Source organism: Streptomyces sp. NPDC016677 (assembly GCF_055562815.1).
This window is the reverse complement of record NZ_JBVHEO010000001.1, coordinates 38,862-55,557: the sequence shown is the minus strand read 5'-3', so window position 1 is coordinate 55,557 and position 16,696 is coordinate 38,862. Positions and strand designations below refer to the sequence as shown.

General features: G+C 74.2%; 11 protein-coding genes. 10 read left to right on the top strand and 1 reads right to left on the bottom strand.

Going from position 1 to position 16,696, the window contains the following annotated elements:
- Nucleotides 1-54 precede the first annotated feature (54 nt).
- The 8 genes from ACZ3IG_RS00195 to ACZ3IG_RS00160 all read left to right on the top strand — a co-directional run bounded on the left by ACZ3IG_RS00195 (nt 55) and on the right by ACZ3IG_RS00160 (nt 13,976).
- On the top strand, nt 55-1,443 hold the full coding sequence (locus ACZ3IG_RS00195; RefSeq protein ID WP_467427593.1) for an ABC transporter substrate-binding protein: 1,389 nt from the start codon (nt 55-57) through the stop codon (nt 1,441-1,443).
- 4 nt (nt 1,444-1,447) lie between these two features.
- A complete protein-coding gene (locus tag ACZ3IG_RS00190) occupies nt 1,448-2,794 on the top strand; it encodes a carbohydrate ABC transporter permease (RefSeq protein WP_467427592.1) in 1,347 nt (448 codons plus the stop codon).
- Nucleotides 2,791-3,669, top strand: a complete 879-nt coding sequence (locus ACZ3IG_RS00185) for a carbohydrate ABC transporter permease (RefSeq protein ID WP_467427590.1) — start codon at nt 2,791-2,793, stop codon at nt 3,667-3,669. Before ACZ3IG_RS00190 ends, ACZ3IG_RS00185 begins: the two co-directional genes overlap by 4 nt.
- Nucleotides 3,670-3,855: 186 nt before the next feature.
- Nucleotides 3,856-6,258 (top strand): bifunctional glycosyltransferase/CDP-glycerol:glycerophosphate glycerophosphotransferase, encoded by a 2,403-nt coding sequence (locus tag ACZ3IG_RS00180; RefSeq protein WP_467427588.1) that lies wholly within the window; start codon nt 3,856-3,858, stop codon nt 6,256-6,258.
- 286 nt (nt 6,259-6,544) lie between these two features.
- Nucleotides 6,545-8,779 carry a CDP-glycerol glycerophosphotransferase family protein gene (locus ACZ3IG_RS00175; RefSeq protein WP_467427587.1) on the top strand — a complete coding sequence of 745 codons (2,235 nt, stop codon included), beginning with the start codon at nt 6,545-6,547 and terminating at the stop codon, nt 8,777-8,779.
- 9 nt (nt 8,780-8,788) lie between these two features.
- On the top strand, nt 8,789-11,014 hold the full coding sequence (locus ACZ3IG_RS00170) for a bifunctional glycosyltransferase/CDP-glycerol:glycerophosphate glycerophosphotransferase (protein WP_467427585.1): 2,226 nt from the start codon (nt 8,789-8,791) through the stop codon (nt 11,012-11,014).
- A 26-nt stretch (nt 11,015-11,040) separates the two neighbouring features.
- On the top strand, nt 11,041-12,300 hold the full coding sequence (locus ACZ3IG_RS00165) for a hypothetical protein (protein WP_467427584.1): 1,260 nt from the start codon (nt 11,041-11,043) through the stop codon (nt 12,298-12,300).
- Between the two features lie 92 nt (nt 12,301-12,392).
- A complete protein-coding gene (locus tag ACZ3IG_RS00160; protein ID WP_467427582.1) occupies nt 12,393-13,976 on the top strand; it encodes a hypothetical protein in 1,584 nt (527 codons plus the stop codon).
- Here the strand turns inward: ACZ3IG_RS00160 and ACZ3IG_RS00155 are convergent.
- Nucleotides 13,966-14,379, bottom strand: a complete 414-nt coding sequence (locus ACZ3IG_RS00155) for an organic hydroperoxide resistance protein (protein WP_467427580.1) — start codon at nt 14,377-14,379, stop codon at nt 13,966-13,968. The two genes, ACZ3IG_RS00160 and ACZ3IG_RS00155, sit on opposite strands and share 11 nt — an antisense overlap.
- 121 nt (nt 14,380-14,500) lie before the next feature.
- On the opposite strand from ACZ3IG_RS00155, the gene ACZ3IG_RS00150 reads away from it, so the two are divergent.
- On the top strand, nt 14,501-14,965 hold the full coding sequence (locus ACZ3IG_RS00150) for a MarR family winged helix-turn-helix transcriptional regulator (RefSeq protein WP_467427577.1): 465 nt from the start codon (nt 14,501-14,503) through the stop codon (nt 14,963-14,965).
- Between the two features lie 45 nt (nt 14,966-15,010).
- Nucleotides 15,011-16,639, top strand: a complete 1,629-nt coding sequence (locus ACZ3IG_RS00145; RefSeq protein ID WP_467427576.1) for a glycosyltransferase family 2 protein — start codon at nt 15,011-15,013, stop codon at nt 16,637-16,639.
- Nucleotides 16,640-16,696 lie beyond the last annotated feature (57 nt).

Genomic DNA, 16,696 nt, shown 5'->3' with positions numbered 1-16,696 from the left:
AGAGCGCACGGGACAGCGCACGGCGTTCGACGAGGAACGAAGAACGGGGCAGTGATGCGCACGAGCAGCACCACCAGCACCATCGGGACACGGACACGGACCCGCAGAACCGCACGAGCCGCCGCGGCCGTCGTCGCGGGCGTCCTCGCCCTCTCGCTCACCGCGTGCGGGGGCGACGACGACAACGACGGGGGCGGTGCGGACAAGAACGCCGAGGAGACGGCCGCCACCGTCACCCTCCCCAAGCTGGACGGCGAGACCCTGGAGGTCGCCGCGGTCTGGACCGGGGACGAGCAGAAGAACTTCAAGCGGGTCCTGGCGGAGTTCGAGAAGCGCACCGGCGCCAAGGTGACCTTCGTGCCCGCCCAGGACCCGATCATCAACTTCCTCGGGTCGAAGATCGCGGGCGGCGCCCCGCCGGACGTGGCCATGCTGCCGCAGCCCGGAGCCATCGCGCAGGCCGTCGACAAGGGCTGGGCCAAGCCGCTGGGCGCCGAGGCGCGCAAGGAGCTGGCGGAGAACTACTCCCAGGGCTGGCAGGACATCGGCAAGGTCGGCGACCAGCAGTACGGCGTCTACTACAAGGCCGCCAACAAGTCGCTGATCTGGTACAACGCACAGGTCTTCGAGAACGCGGGCGCGGCCGAGCCCAAGACCTGGGACGAACTCCTCGACACCGCGCAGATGGTCTACGACTCCGGGGTCACCCCGTTCTCCGTCGGCGGCGCGGAGGGCTGGACCCTCACCGACTGGTTCGAGAACGTCTACCTCTCGCAGGCGGGTCCGGAGAAGTACGACCAGCTCGCGCGGCACGAGATCAAGTGGACGGACCCGTCGGTGAAGGAGGCGCTGACCACCCTCGCCGAGATCTGGGGGAAGAAGGACTACGTCGCGAGCGGCGCGCTCCAGACGGACTTCCCCGCCTCCGTGACGCAGACCTTCACCGGCGGCGACCAGCCCAAGGCCGGCATGGTCTACGAGGGCGACTTCGCGCAGGTCAACATCGTGCAGACCAAGGCGGAGGTCGGCACCGACGCCAAGGTGTTCCCGTTCCCGGCCGTGGGCGACAGCGCGCCCGTGGTCTCCGGCGGCGACGCGGCCGTGATCCTGGAGGACTCGGAGGCGGCGCAGGCCCTGGCCACCTTCCTGGCCTCGCCGGACGCGGCGACGGTGCAGGCGAAGCTGGGCGGGTACCTCTCGCCGAACAAGAACGTGGACGCCTCGGCGTACCCCAACGACGTGCAGCGCAAGATGGCCGAGGCGCTGATCGCGGCCGGTGACGATTTCCGCTTCGACATGTCCGACCAGGCCCCGCAGGCGTTCGGCGGCACGCCCGGCAAGGGCGAGTGGAAGGCGCTCCAGGACTTCCTGAGCGATCCGAAGGACGTCGCCGGCGCCCAGCGGAAGCTGGAGGCGGACGCGGCGGCCGCCTACGGGGACTGACGCGATGGCGTCGACCGCGGCGGCGGGGGCCCCACCGGGCCCCTCCGCTCCCACCTCGCGCAAGAGCGTGACCGGTACGCGCAGGGCCGTGGCGGTGCTGTTCCTGCTGCCCGCCCTGGTGCTGCTCGGCGCGCTCGTGGTCTACCCGATCGGGTACTCCGTCATCCGCTCCTTCTACGACCAGTCCGGGGACGGCTTCGCCGGATTCGACAACTACCAGGCCCTGTTCACCGACGACGGCATCCGCACGGCGCTGAAGAACAACGTCCTGTGGGTCGTGTTCGCGCCCACGGTCGCCACCGCGCTCGGGCTGGTCTTCGCCGTACTGACCGAACGGGTGCGCTGGGGCACGGCGTTCAAGCTGGTCGTCTTCATGCCGATGGCCATCTCGATGCTCGCCGCGGGCATCATCTTCCGGCTGGTGTACGACCAGGACCCGGAGAAGGGCGTCGCCAACGCGGTGTGGGTCGGGGTGCACGACACCTTCGCGCAGGCGTCGGCGTTCCCGAAGGCGCACCCGGGCCGCGAGTCGCCGCTGGAAGCGGCGGGCGGCGGGGTGTTCGTCACCAAGGAGGCCGTCCGGGCCGGTACGCCGGTCGCGCTGCCGCTCGTCGGGGTCGCGCCCGACCAGTTGCCCGACGGGGTGGCGAAGGCCGCCGCGCCCCGGGCCGAGTCCGGCAAGGTCACCGGCACCACCTGGCAGGACTTCACCCGCGGCAAGGGCGTCGGCACGCTCAACGGCGTCGACGGCACGGAGGTCGGCTACGCGGGGATGAAGATCGAGGCCGTCAAGGACGGGAAGGTGGTGGCCTCGACCACGGCCGCCGACGACGGGACCTTCACCCTGCCCGCCGCGGCCGACGGGGCTCTGCTGCGCCTGCCCGCCGACAACTTCAAGGAGCCGTACAACGGCCTGGACTGGCTCGGCCCGTCCCTGGTCACCCCGGCCATCATCGGCTCGTACGTGTGGATGTGGGCCGGCTTCGCGATGGTGCTGATCGCGGCGGGGCTCGCGGGGGTGCCGCGGGAGCTGCTGGAGGCGGCGCGGGTGGACGGCGCCAATGAGTGGCAGGTGTTCCGCCGGATCACGGTGCCGATGCTGGCGCCGGTGCTCGCCGTCGTCACCGTCACCCTGATGATCAACGTGCTGAAGATCTTCGACCTGGTCTTCATCATCGCGCCGGGGTCCTCGCAGGACGACGCCAACGTCCTCGCGCTGGAGCTGTACCGCAAGGGCTTCTCCGAGGACCAGCCGGGCATCGCGAGCGCGATCTCGGTGTTCCTGCTGCTGCTCGTCATCCCGGTGATGTGGTTCAACGTACGGCGGCTGCGGCGGGAGGTGCGGCGATGAGCGCGGAATCCTTCGCGAAACCCCGGCGGTCGCTGGGTTCCCGGCTCGCCGGGGGCGTCAGCGGCGGTCTGGTGCGGGTGGGCCTGATCGTCGTAGGACTGTTCTGGCTGGTGCCGACGATCGGGCTGCTGCTGTCCTCGCTGCGCAGTCCCGAGGACATGGCGGCCGAGGGCTGGTGGAAGGTGTTCAGCGAGCCGTCGCGGCTCACCTTCTCCGCCTACTCCGACCTGCTGGCCAACGGCGACATCACCGACTCGCTCGTCAACACCGTACTGATCACGGTGCCGGCGACGGTGCTGGTGGTCGTCATCGGCTCGCTGGCGGGGTACGCGTTCGCGTGGATGGAGTTCCCGGGGCGCGACTGGTGGTTCCTCGGTGTGGTCGGGCTGCTGGTGGTGCCGGTGCAGGTGGCGCTGATCCCGATCGCCGAACTCTTCGGCAGCGTCGGGCTGTTCGGTTCGCTGCTCGGCGTGATCCTGTTCCACGTCGGGTTCGGGCTGCCGTTCGCGGTGTTCCTGCTGCGGAACTTCTTCGCCGAGATCCCCCGGGAGCTGCTGGAGGCGGCCCGGCTCGACGGGGCGGGTGAACTGCGGCTGTTCACGCGGGTGGTGATGCCGCTGGGCGGTCCGGCCATCGCCAGCCTGGGCATCTTCCAGTTCCTGTGGGTGTGGAACGACATGCTGGTCGCGTTGATCTTCACCGACTCGGGGAACCAGCCGATCACGGTCGCGTTGCAGACGCAGGTACGGCAGTTCGGCAACAACGTGGACGTGCTGGCGCCCGGCGCGTTCATCTCGATGGTGGTCCCGCTGGTCGTGTTCTTCGCGTTCCAGCGGCAGTTCGTGTCCGGGGTGATGGCGGGCGCCGTCAAGTAACCGACCCGCACGGGTCGTCGGGGGCGGACCGGTCGCGGTCCGCCCCCGGTCGTGTGCGCGGCCGTGGTCGTGTGCGGGCCGTGGTCGTGTGCGGGCTGTGGTCCCCCGAATGCCGCAGGGGGCGTAACCAAGTCACTCCATCGGCCGTTCCCGGGCCGAACGCCCGCGCCGACCCATGGATGTCCCGTGCCCCGGTTCAGTGTCATCGTCCCCGCCCATCAGGTCCAGGAGTACCTGCACGCGTGCCTGGAGTCGGTGCTCTCCCAGTCGTTCCCGGACCTGGAACTGATCGCGGTCGACGACGCCTCGCCGGACGCCTGCGGCGACATCATCGACGAGTTCGCCGCCCGCGACCCGCGCGTCCGACCCGTCCACCTGCCCGCCAACCAGGGCCTGGGCCCGGCCCGCAACGCCGGGATGTCCCAGGCCACCGGCGACTACCTGGTCTTCCTCGACGGCGACGACACCCTCACCCCGGGCGCGCTGCGCGCGATCGCCGACCGGCTGAAGGAGACCGGCGACCCGGACGTCCTCGTCTACGACTACGCGCGCACGTACTGGACCGGCGAGACCGTCCGCAACCAGGCCGCCGCCCGCCTCACCGAGGACGGCCCGGCCCCGTTCCGGCTGACCGACCGCCCCGGCCTGCTGAACCTGCTGATGGTGGCCTGGAACAAGACCTGCCGCCGGGAGTTCGTCGAACGCGCCGGCCTCACCTTCCCGCCGGGCCTGTACGAGGACACCCCGTGGACGTACCCGCTGCTGATGCGGGCGGAGTCGATCGCGACCCTCGACCTGGTCTGCGTGCACTACCGGCAGCGCCGCCGGGGCTCCATCCTGGGCACGCCCAGCGAACGCCACCTCGACGTCTTCGCCCAGTACGACCGGGTCTTCGCGTTCCTGGAGAGCGACCCGGAGCTGGCGCGCTGGCGGCCGGTGCTGTTCCGCCGGATGGCCGACCATCTGGCGGTGGTGTTCTCCCGGCGCGACCGCCTGCCGCGCGGCGTGCGCGCCGAGTTCCTGCGCCGGGCCCGCGCCCATTTGCGCCGCTACCACGTCCCCGGCGCACCTGCCCCGCTGCCCGTCCGGCTGCGGCACGGCCTGCTCCGGCTGGGCCTGCACCGCACCTACCGGGCGCTGCGGCCGGCCTCGGCGGGATGCCGCCGCGTCCTGCGGATCGGCGTCAAGGCGTTGCGCGCCGTGCGCTCCGGCGTACTGCGCCTGCACTACCGGACGCAGCGCCTGCTCCCGCTGCGCGCCGACCGCGCGCTCTTCGCCGCGCACGCCGCGCACGCGGGGCAGGCCGCTCACGCCGGTCAGGTCACTCACGCCGGGCAGGCGAACGGCGGTCACGGCGACCGCAGCGGACACGGCGGCTATGGCGGCTACGGTGGCTACGGCTGCAACCCGGGGGCGCTGGAGGAGGCGTTCCGGTCCGTCGTGCCGCGGATCCGCACGGCCTGGGTGGCCGCCCCCGCGCTCCACCACACGGTGCCGCCCGGCCCGAGCCGCGTCTCCCCCGGCACCGCCCGCCATCTCACCGAGCTGGCCCGCGCCAAGTACCTGGTCGACAACGCCCCCTTCGACCCGCGGCTGGTCAAACGCCGGGGCCAGGTGCTGGTCCAGACGCAGGCCGGCACGCCACTGGGCCACGAGGGCCTGGACCGTCAGGAGCGCCCGGCCGCCGCCCGCTCCACCGACTTCGCGGCACTGCTGCGCGACGTCGACCGCTGGGACCACGTGCTGTCCGCCAACCGCCACTCCACCCTGACCTGGCAGCGCGTCCACCCCGGCGGCTACACGGTCGTGGAGTGCGGCCAGCCCCGTACCGACGTCTTCCACCGGGCGACGGCTGCGGACGTGGCCCGGCTGCGGGACGGGCTCGGCATCCCCGAGGACACGGTCGCCATCCTGTACGCGCCGGCCCGCCGCGACCACCGGCGCACCCAGCGCTTCCCCCTCGACCTGGAGCGTGTCGTGCGCCGCCTCGGCCCGCGCTTCGTGGTGCTCGCCCGGGGCGAGGCCGGGCCGGGCGCCGCGGACGCCCCGCCCCCGGTCCCGCGCGCCGCCCGGGTCATCGACGTCACCGCTCACCCGCGGCTGCCGTCGCTCTGCCTGGCCTCGGACGTCCTGGTCACCGACTACGCGCCGCTGATGGTCGACTACGCGGTCCTGGACCGGCCGATCGTGCTGCACACCGAGGACCACCAGGCGTACGAGGCGGCCCGTGGCCTCTACATCGACCTGCGCGCCGTCCCACCGGGCGTGAGCGCCCGCGACGAGGACGAGCTGATCGACGTCTTCGCCACCGGGCACTGGTGCGGATCGCGCGCCGCCCAGCTGCGGTCGGCGTTCCGTGAGCGGTTCTGTCCCTGGGACGACGGCCACGCCGCCGAACGCGCCGTGCGCCGGATCGTGCTCGGGGAGCGCGCGCCGCTGCCGGTGGTACCGCTCGACGCCCGCCACCCCGCGCCCGCCCCGCCCGCGCGCACGCCCCTGGTCACCCTGCCGGGGCCGGCCGGTCCCGGCGACGCCGCCTCCGCCTCCGGCGTCTTCCGGCCACGCCCGCCCCTCTCCGACCTCTGCTGACCACCCCCGAACGCCGGTGACCAGACCCCGAACCTCTCTGACCAATCCCCGAACGCCGCCGACCGCCGCCGACCGACCGCTTTCCCCCGGGAGTCCGTATGCCCCGCAGCCCGTCCCGGCCCGCTCCGACCCGCCCGCCCGGGCGGCGGCCGACGGGACGGCCCGGCCGCCGCGGCAGGAGCGGAGGCGGCACCTGAGAACCGGCGACAGCGACAGCGACAGCGACAGCGACAGCGAGAACGACGAAGCCAGAACAGCAGCACAGCACGACGACGGAGAGAGCAGCATGCCGCGCTTCAGCATCATCGTCCCGTCCCACGGGGTCGCGGGACGGCTGTCCCAGGCCCTGGACTCGGTGCTCGCCCAGTCCTTCGGCGACTTCGAGCTGATCCCGGTGTGCCGGACACCGGACTGCTCCGCGGCCGACGTGGCCGCCGCCCTCGCCGGGCGGGACACCCGGGTGGCGCCCGTGCACTCCCCGCCGGCCGACGGCCTGGCCGGGGCGCGCAACACCGGCGCGCGGGCGGCGACCGGCGCGTACCTGCTGTTCCTCGACGGCGACGACGTCCTCGTCCCCGGCGCGCTCGCCGCGCTCGACGCCCGGCTGGCCCGGACCGGCGACGTCGACGTCCTCTACTTCGAGCACGAGCGCACCCCCTGGTGGGAGGGCGAACCGGCCAACCCGGCCGCCCCGCTGCTGACCGGCACACCCGACGGCGCCTTCGCCCCCGACGCCGCGCCCCGGCTGACCGGCGTCCAGCTCCCGGCGTGGAGCGCCGCCTACCGCCGCGCCTTCCTCACCGAGCGCCGGATCGCCTTCCCCGACGGGCACTTCACCGACGTCGGCTTCGGCGGCCTGGTCGCCGCGGAGGCCGAGCGGATGGCGGTGCTGCGCTCCGTCGTCGTACGGCACCTGGTGCGGCGCCAGGGCAGCCGGCTCAACCGGCCCGGCGACCACCACGCCGAGCTGCTCGACCAGGTGGAACGGGTGCTGACCCGGGCCGCCGGGCCGGGCCTGTCCGACGTACGGCGCGCGGCGCTGTTCGAGCAGCTGTTCGCGGCGGTCCTGAAGACGGCCGCCCACCCGCGCCGGCTGCCGTCCGGCCGGGCCGCGTTCTTCCGCCGGGCGAGCGCGCTGTACGCCGCCCACCGCCCGGCCGGTTTCCAGGTGCCCGGCGGCAGCCTCGGGGTGCAGCACCGGCTGCTGGCCCGGGGGGCGTACACGGCGTTCCGCGCGCTGCGGGGCGCCAACCGGGCGCTGACGGCGGCGCGGGGCGCGCTGCCGAACCCGCGCGGGCTGCGCACCCGCCTGCTGTACCGCGCGCACCTGCTCCGCCCGCTCGACGCGCACCTCGCCGTCTACTGCGCGTACTGGGGCCGCGGCTATGCCTGCAACCCGGCCGCGATCCACGCCAAGGCCCGCGAACTCGCCCCGCACATCCGCTCGGTGTTCCTGGTGGAGGCCGGTCAGGAGCACACGCTGCCGCCGGACGTCGACCACGCGGTGATCGGCGGCCGCCGGTACTGGGAGGTGCTGGCGCGGGCGAAGTACCTGATCAACAACGCCAATTTCGCGGAGGGCGTGGTCAAGCGGCCCGGCAGCGTCCACCTCCAGACCCAGCACGGCACCCCGCTGAAGAAGATGGGCGTCGACCAGTCGACGTACCCGGTGGTGGCCGCGGCCACCGGCAGCTTCGGCAAGCTGCTGGGCCGGGTGGACCGCTGGGACTTCAACCTCTCCTCGAACCGGCACTCCACCCAGATGTGGGAGCGCGCCTTCCCCGGCTCCTACGAGCACCTGGAGTACGGCTATCCGCGCAACGACGCCTACTACGCGGCGACCGCCGACGACGTGGCGCGCGTCCGCGCGGAGCTGGGCGTCCCCGAGGGGGCGACGGCCGTGCTGTACGCGCCCACCCACCGCGACTGGGAGACTGGGTTCGGCGCCGGCGGCCTGGACCTGGCGGCGTTCTGCGAGGCGGCCGGCGAGAACGTGGTGGTGCTGCTGCGCGCCCACTACTTCTACGACCGGGGGGAGGCGCTCGGCGGCGGCCGGATCATCGACGTGACCGCGCACCGCAGCGCCGAGGACGTCTGCCTGGCCGCCGACGCGCTGGTCACCGACTACTCGTCGATCATGTTCGACTACGCCAACCTGGACCGCCCCATCGTCATCCACGCCGACGACTGGGAGGTCTACCGGGAGACCCGCGGCGTCTACTTCGACCTCCTGGCCGAACCGCCGGGGCCGGTCGCCCGCACCCCGGAGGAACTGGCCCGCATCTTCCGCGACGGCACCTGGGCGGACGCCGGGTCGGCCGCGCTGCGGGCCGCCTTCCGGGAGCGGTTCTGCGAGTTCGACGACGGCCGGGCCGCCGAGCGCGTGGTGCGCCGGGTGCTCCTGGGCGAGCCGCCCGAGGCGCTCCCGCGGGTCGTCCCGCTCGCGGAGCGCACGCCGGCGCCCGCCGCCGCGCCCTCGGCCACCGGCCTCCCCCACGCCCCTCTCGCGCCCCTCTCGTAAGGAGCTGACGTGCCCCGCTTCAGCGTCATCATCCCCTGCTTCAAGGTGCAGGGCTTCCTGCGCGAGTGCCTCGACTCGGTCCTGGAGCAGTCGTACCGGGACATCGAGGTGATCGCCGTGGACGACCGCTCACCGGACGGCAGCGGCGCGATCCTGGACGCGTACGCGGCCCGCGACGACCGGGTGCGGGTGCTGCACCTGCCGGAGAACGTGGGGCTCGGCCCGGCCCGCAACGCCGGACTGGCGCACGCCACCGGCGACCACCTCCTCTTCCTCGACAGCGACGACACCCTCACCCCGGGCGCGCTGCGCGCGCTGGCCGACCGGCTGGCCGAGACCGGCGACCCGGACGTGCTGGTCTTCGACTACGCCCGCACGTACTGGTGGGGCGGCACGCGCCGCAACGTCCTCGCCCACGTCCTGGCGGAGTCCGTCGAGGGCACCTTCACCGCCGTCGAACGCCCGGAGATCCTCGACCTGCTGATGGTGGTGTGGAACAAGGTCTACCGGCGCTCCTTCGTCGAGCGGGAGGGCTTCGCCTTCCCGCCCGGCTACTACGAGGACACGCCCTGGACCTTCCCGGTGCTGCTGAGCGCCGGGCGGATCGCGACGCTGGACCGGATCTGCCTGAACTACCGGCAGCGCCGCCAGGGCAGCATCCTGTCCACCACCAGCCGCAAGCACTTCGACGTCCACGCCCAGTACGAGCGGGTGTTCGCGTTCGTCGACGCCCACCCGGAGCTGGCCCGGTGGCGGCCGTTCCTGCACACCAAGATGGGCGAGCACTGTCTGGACATCCTGGCCAAGCCGGACCGGCTGCCCCCGTCCGACCGCGCCGAGTTCTTCCACCGCACCGCCGAACTGTTCCGCGCCCACCGGCCCGAGGGGGCCCGCACCCCGGCGGACCTGCGCGTGCTGGAGGGCGGCTACCCGGCGTACGTGGCACGCAGCCAGGGCGCGCGGGCCGGGCGAGCGCTGGCGCGACGCGCCGTGCGGGCCCGTACGGCGACTGCGGCACGCCTGCACCGCGCCGGGTCGGCGCTCCGCACCCGCCGCCCCCTCGACCCGGACCTCGCCGTGTACTCGGCCTTCTCGCACCGGGGCGTCCTCGGCGACCCCGCGGCGGTCTACCACGAGGCCCGCCGCATCGCCCCGCACCTGCGCGGGGTGTGGGTGCTGCGGGACGAGGACCTGGTGCCGTCGCTGCCGCCCGGCACCGAGCACGTGATCCTCGGCAGCGCGGCCTGGCGCCGGGTGACCGAGCGGGCCACGTTCTTCGTCAACAACGTCAACTGGCCGGGCACGGTGCCCAAGCGTCCCGGCACCGTCCACATCCACACCCATCAGGGCACCCCGCTGAAGTACATGGGCGCCGACCTGCTCGGCAAGCCCGGCGCCCGGCACGGGATCGACGTGCCGCAGATGCTGCGCCGCGCCGACCGCTGGGACCACAGCCTGGTCGCCAACCTGCACTCGGAGCTGGTCTGGGAGCGGGCCTACCCCTGCCACTTCGCCTCGGCGCGCACCGGCAGCCCCCGCAACGACGTGCTGGTCCGGGCGCGGAACGACAAGGCGGCCGGGGCCGGGTTCCGGCTGCGGCGCGGCATCCCGGCCGGGCACACGGTCGTGCTGTACGCGCCGACCCGCCGCGACTACCGGCGCGGCGGGCACGTGGACCGGATCGACCTGGCCCGGTTCGCCGCCGACCTCGGCGCGGGGCACACCCTCGTGGTCCGGCTGCACCCGTCCCTCGCCACCGGCCCCGCGCGCGGCATGGGCCTGGCCGACCTGCACCGGCGGGGCGTGCTGGTCGACGCCACCGACGAACCGCACGTCGAGGACGTCCTGCTCGCCGCCGACCTCCTGATCACCGACTACTCCGCCCTGATGTTCGACTACGCCGCCCTGGACCGGCCGGTCGTGGTCCACGCCGACGACCTGGACGCGTACGCGGCGAGCCGCGGTCTGTACTTCGACATCACCGCCGCGCCGCCGGGCCACGTCTCCCGCTCCTACCGGGAGCTGGCGTGGCTGCTGGCGTCGGGGACCTGGCGGGACGAGGAGGCGGCGCGGCTGAGGGCGGCGTTCCGGGCGCGGTTCTGCGCGTTCGACGACGGGCGGGCCGCCGAGCGGGTGGTGCGCACGCTGATGCTGGGCGAGACGATGCCGGGTCCGGTCGCCGTGCCCGGGGCCCGCGCGGTGCCGTCCGGCCGCGACCTGCTGACCCCCTCGTGAGGCGGCGTGGCGGGGTACGTACGCGGGTGCTGCTGCTGGCACTGCTCTTCGCCCTCCTCCAGCTGGCCAACGTCACCGGCCGGGACACCCCCGACACCAAGAACTACCTGTCCTACGCCCTGAGCCTGTCCGGCGAGGACAAGCGGGGCGCGGCGGCGGGCGCCATCGAGCACTACTGCGCCAGCCGGGCGTCGAGCGCGAAGCGGGCGCAGAGCGTGCACGTGGTCCGCTTCCACCGGGCCGACCCCACCGCCCGGGTGACGGCCGAGTGCCGGGAGCGGGAGTGGCGGAACGTGGAACGGCGGCTGCGGGCCGGGCAGACCGGCGGGCACACGGTGCCGTTCATGCCGGAGCGGTTCATGCGGATCTTCGAGGCGCGGCCCGGCTATCCGGCGTTCCTGGTGCCGTTCGTGACCGTGCTCGGCGTGACCTGGGGCGTGTGGACGGCGAGCGCGCTGGTCGCGGCGGCCGGCGGGGTGCTGGTCTTCCTGATCCTGCGCGCCCTCGCCCTCCCGGTACCGCTCGCGCTGACCGGTCAGGCGCTGTACTACGTGCTGCCGTGCGGGGCGGTGGCGATGCGGCCGATGACCGAGGGGCTGCTGATGGCGCTGACGCTGGCGGCGGTGTGGGGCTGCGCGCTGGTGTCGGGCGGCGGGCGGGAACGGCGGGGGTACTGGCTGGTCGGCGGGGCGCTGGCGCTGCTGTTCACCGTGAAGCACTCGCAGGCGCTGTTCCTCGGCGGGTGTCTGGCGGTGGCGGGCGCGGCAGTCGCGCTCCGGCGGGTGCGCCGGGGCGAGGCACCGGGGCGGGGCGTACTGCGACTGGCGGGCGCGGGGCTGTGCGCCGCCCTCGCCACCGTCGTCCTGGCCCGGCTGCTGCACTACCCGTCCGAGTCGGAGAGCCTCCAGGACCTGCTGGCCGACCACTTCGCCCGGCCCGACCGGGAGCGTCCGTGGCCGGAGTTCTTCCAGTTGCAGGGCAACTTCTGGACCGAGTGGTCGCGCCGGCAGCTGCGGGAGCCGTTGTTCGTCGCCGCCCTGGCGGCGGGTGCGTGGGGCGCGCTGCGGCGTCCCGCGTTCGGCGCGTTCCTGATCGCGGCGGCGGCCACCGGCGTCCTCACCCAGGCCGGGCACCCGGACATCAACATCTGGGGCGGCCGGCTGATCGTGCTGGCCTGGCTGCTGCCGGTGGTGGGGCTGCCGCTGCTGCTGGAGCCGGTGGTGCGCGGCCGGGTGGCGGTTCCCGCGCAGGGCCAGGTCGGCCGGGCGGCCCCCGCGGCCAACTGACCGTCACTCGATGCGGTGACGGCGGGTCATGCCGTTGACCCGACCGGGAACATACGGCAAATGCCCCAGACGCTCCCCACCTCGTTCCTCCGGTGAGCGCCGGAGTCCTCGTCCGGCGGGCCGCGCACGGTGCCACGGCGCTGCGCGGCGGCCGCGTCTGGCGCCCCACTCCCTGCCAGGCGGCCGGTTTCCTGTTCTGGCTGGTGGTGTCGCTGGCGTACTGGCGGGTGCCGCTGTGCTGCGACGCCGGTCAGCACGCGGCGGTGGTCGAACGCCTCAAGGCCGACCTGTTCCACCCCCGTCACCCGATGGCCGACCTGCCCGGCGCGGGCAGCGCGTACTACTCGCCGTACGCGCTGGCGCAGGGCGTCGCCGCCCGGCTCACCGGGCTGGGCGGCTGGGAGGTGGTGCGGCTGGCCGGCCCGCTGAACCTGCTGGTGCTGCTGACCGGCGTCAACCGCTTCGTCCGGACCCTGACCCCCCGCCCCTGGGCGCCGGTGCTGGCCCTGCCGGCGATGACCCTGCTGTGGGGCACCGAGCGGGCCTGGTGGAGCGGTTACCTCGGGCTGATGTCCATGACGGGCAACCTCGGCTACCCCTCCACGTTCGCGATCGGCCTCACCTTCTGGGCCTGGGCGCTGACCGGGGCGCGGGCCCGGGACACCCGCCGGGTGCGCTGGGTCGGGCCGGGCGGTCTGCGGAGCCTGCCCGGGTACGCCGCCCTCGGCGTGCTGTACGGGCTGGTCCTGCTGATCCACCCGATCACGTCGGTGGCGGCGGTGCTGGGCGCGGTCGCCCTGGTCGCGGGGTGGCAGCGGCGCTGGCCGGGGCCGGTCCTGGGCCGCTGGGCGCTGACCGGCGCGACAGCCGCGCTGACGGGCGCGGCGTGGCCGTACTTCGACGTGTTCGCGCTGGCCGGGAACGACAGCGTGGACGCGGTGCACCGCACGCTGTACGCGCATCTCGCCGGGGAGTTCTGGCTGGCCGTGGTGGTGGGGCTGCCCGCGCTGTGGCGGCGCGGGCGCCGTTCGCCCCGGGACCCGCTGGTCCTGATGTCCGCCCTGGACTGCCTGGTGGTGGCGTACGGCGGGCTCAGCGGTCACTACACGTACGGCCGCGTCCTGGGCCTCACCCTGGTGCCGCTCCAGTTCGCGCTCGCGGTGGAGCTGGCGGCGCCCCGGCCGTGGAGCGCGGCGCGGCGCGTCCTGGGGTGGGCGGCGGCGGCCGGTGCCGCCCTCGGGTTCCTGACCGTCCACGCGGGGGCGCTGATCCCGGCCGGCTTCCCGCAGCCGCCGAGCTGGCCGGCGTACGGCTGGGCGGCGCGGCACATCGGCCCCGGCGAGGTGGTGATCACCGACGGGTACTACGCCGGTCACGCCATCGCCGGGTACGGGCCGAACCTCGCCGCGCCCGCCTGGCCGGACCCCTCCCTGGACGAACGGGAGCGCGAGCGGCGCGAGGCGGACGTGGCGAGGTACCTGGACCGGGACTCGACCCGCGCCGAGCGCGCCGCCGTCGTCCGCCGCTACCGCGTGCGCTGGCTGCTGCTGACCCGCTGGCGGCCGGTGCCCGAGGAGGCGGTGGTGGTGGCGTGGAGCGAGCGGACGGGGGAGGTGCTGGCGCGGGTCGGGTCACCGGGGCCGGGCTCCGGGGGCCCGGTAGGCGTTACTCGATGACCAGCTCGACCGGGATGTTGCCGCGGGTGGCGTTGGAGTAGGGGCAGACCTGGTGGGCCTGCTCGACCAGCTTGCGGCCGGTCTCCTGGTCGACGGTGTCGGGCAGCTCCACGCGGAGGGTGACGGCCAGCGCGAAGCCCTCGCCCTCCTTGCCGATGCCGACCTCGGCGGTCACCGCGGCGTCGGTGACATCGACCTTGGCGGCGCGGCCCACGGCGCCCAGGGCGCTGCCGAAACAGGCGGCGTACCCGGCGGCGAAGAGCTGCTCCGGGTTGGTGCCCCTGCCGTCGCCGCCCATCTCGACCGGGAAGCCGAGCGCGAGGTCCAGCTTGCCGTCGGAGCTGACGGCGCGGCCGTCACGGCCGTGGGTGGCGGTGGCTACGGCGGTGTAGAGCGGGTTCATGGAGAACATCCCTCCAGGAGAGTCCGGGTCGGTCCGGGTCTTGTGATCTCGTACGACGAATAGTGAAGCACACAATTAAATTGGGCACAACCAAATCACGCCTCACGGTTACCCTGGAGCCATGACCACGCCCGCACCCCCGGCCGACTGGCTCCGCCTCGACCAGCAGATCTGCTTCTCCCTGAACGCCGCCTCACGCGCCTTCGGCGGCGTCTACCGGGTGATCCTCAAGGACCTCGGACTCACCTATCCGCAGTACCTGGTGATGCTGGTGCTGTGGGAGCACGGCGAGCTGCCGGTGAAGCGGCTGGGCGAGCACCTGAGGCTCGACTCGGGCACCCTGTCGCCGCTGCTCAAGCGGCTGGAGGCGGCCGGTCTGGTCCGGCGCGAGCGCAGCGCCCACGACGAACGGTCGGTCCAGGTGCGCCCCACCGAGGAGGGCCGGGCGCTGCGCGAGCGGGCGCTGGAGGTGCCCCGCCGGATCGCCGCCGCGACCGGCTTCGACCTGGACGAGATCCAGGACCTGCGGTCCCGCCTGGACCGCCTCACCACCGCCCTGGACCGGGCGACGGCCGACGGCGCCTGATCCGCAGCGGCGAGCGAGGAGGCACGGCGGGCGTTTTACTGAGCTATGCCCGTATCCCCCCCTCCTCCGTCCCAGCAGGTCGGCGTCGTCGTCATCGGGTACCAGGACGCGGCCCATGTGACCGACGCCGTGCGCTCCGCGCTGGCGCAGGGCGCCGCGGTCCGCGAGGTCGTCGCGGTGGACGACTGCTCGGCCGACGGCAGCGCGGAACTGCTCGGCCGGCTGGCCGCGGCGGAGCCCCGGCTGCGGGTACTGCGCCGGCCGGTCAACAGCGGCGGCTGCGGCACCCCGCGCAACACCGGGCTGGCCGCGGTGACCGCGCCGTACGTGATGTTCCTGGACAGCGACGACGTACTGCCACCGGGCGCGGTGGACGCGCTGCTCGCCGCAGCCGTGGAGGAGCGCGCGGAGGTGGTGAGCGGGCTCTGCGTGCGCCGGGAGCTGCCCTCGGGGCGCGAGGTGCCGTGGCAGGCGCCGCTGTACGCGACGCGCACTGTGGTCGCGCACCCCGCCCGGCGCCCCCGCCTGGTCCACGACACCCTCTGCGTCAACAAGCTCTACCGCACCGCCTTCCTGCGCCGGCACGGCATCCGCTTCCCCGACGGCCGCTTCCCCTACGAGGACTTCGTCTTCACCGCGCGCGTCCTCGCCGCCGCCCCCCGCATCGCGCTCGTTCCCGACCCGGTCTACGTCTGGCACGTACGCCGGTCCGCCGAGCGGCTGTCGATCTCCCTGTACCGCGCCGACGTGAGCAACTGGCGGGCCCGTACGCGCGCGTGCCGGACGGCGCACGACATCCTGCTCGCCGCCGGGCAGAAGCGGCTGGCACGGGCGGCCCGCGCCAAGTTCCTCGACCACGAGCTGCGGATGTACGTCCGTGAGCTGGAAGTACGGGACGCGCGCTACCAGCGCGCGTGGTGGGCGCACACGCGGGCGTACCTCGCGGAGTACGACGCGGCCGACTGGACCCGCTCCCCGACCGCGCCGGGCCGCCTGATCGGCCGGGTGATCCTCGCCTCCCCCGAGCCGCGCGACCTGCCCCGTCTGCGGGAACTGGCGGCCCGCCCGGCCCGGTTGCTCCCGCCGTACGCGACGGGGGCCGACGGTCTCCCCGTCTGGTCGCGGGACCTCCCCCAGGTCACGCTGGAGCCCCTCCTCACCCGCCCGGCCCGGCTGCTGCCCCTGACGGTGGACGCGGAACTGCGCCCGTCCGCGCGGGGCACGCGGCTGTCGCTGCGGCTGCACGAGCTGTACGGCCGGGTGGAGCGGGCCGGTCCGGTGGCCGTCGAGGCGGAGTGGCGGCGACGGGAGGACGGGCGGCGCGGGGGACGGCGTACGGCGGTGTTCGGGCCGGCGGCACGGTCCGCACCACGGGCCGGCGGGCCGGTGTGGCCGGTCCGTGTCACGGTCGACCCCGCCGCCCTCGGCGCCGGCACCTGGGAGCTGCGGCTGCGCCTCCGCTTCCGGGACGGCACCGCGCGCGAGGTGACGGCGCATGCCCGCACGGACCCGCGCGGCCACCTGTGCCGCCACGCCCTGCCCAGCACCCGGCACGGCATCGTGCTCGTCCAGCCGTACGCCACGCACTCCGGTGCACTGGCGCTGCGGGTGGCGCCCGGGGCGCGGGGTGTGGCGACGGTGGTACGCGGCAGGCTCCGGCGCCTGCTTCACTGAGAGGCGACCACTGGAGAGGCGACCACCGCCACTCAGGCAACTGACGAGGGGACGGCC

Excerpts from the sequence above, each read along its gene's own strand:
- ACZ3IG_RS00195 (WP_467427593.1), top strand. The coding sequence starts at position 55 with ATGCGCACGAGCAGCACCACCAGCACCATCGGGACACGGACACGGACC.
- ACZ3IG_RS00190 (WP_467427592.1), top strand. The coding sequence starts at position 1,448 with ATGGCGTCGACCGCGGCGGCGGGGGCCCCACCGGGCCCCTCCGCTCCC.
- ACZ3IG_RS00185 (WP_467427590.1), top strand. The coding sequence starts at position 2,791 with ATGAGCGCGGAATCCTTCGCGAAACCCCGGCGGTCGCTGGGTTCCCGG.
- ACZ3IG_RS00175 (WP_467427587.1), top strand. The coding sequence starts at position 6,545 with ATGCCGCGCTTCAGCATCATCGTCCCGTCCCACGGGGTCGCGGGACGG.
- ACZ3IG_RS00155 (WP_467427580.1), bottom strand. The coding sequence starts at position 14,379 with ATGAACCCGCTCTACACCGCCGTAGCCACCGCCACCCACGGCCGTGAC.
- ACZ3IG_RS00150 (WP_467427577.1), top strand. The coding sequence starts at position 14,501 with ATGACCACGCCCGCACCCCCGGCCGACTGGCTCCGCCTCGACCAGCAG.
- ACZ3IG_RS00145 (WP_467427576.1), top strand. The coding sequence starts at position 15,011 with ATGCCCGTATCCCCCCCTCCTCCGTCCCAGCAGGTCGGCGTCGTCGTC.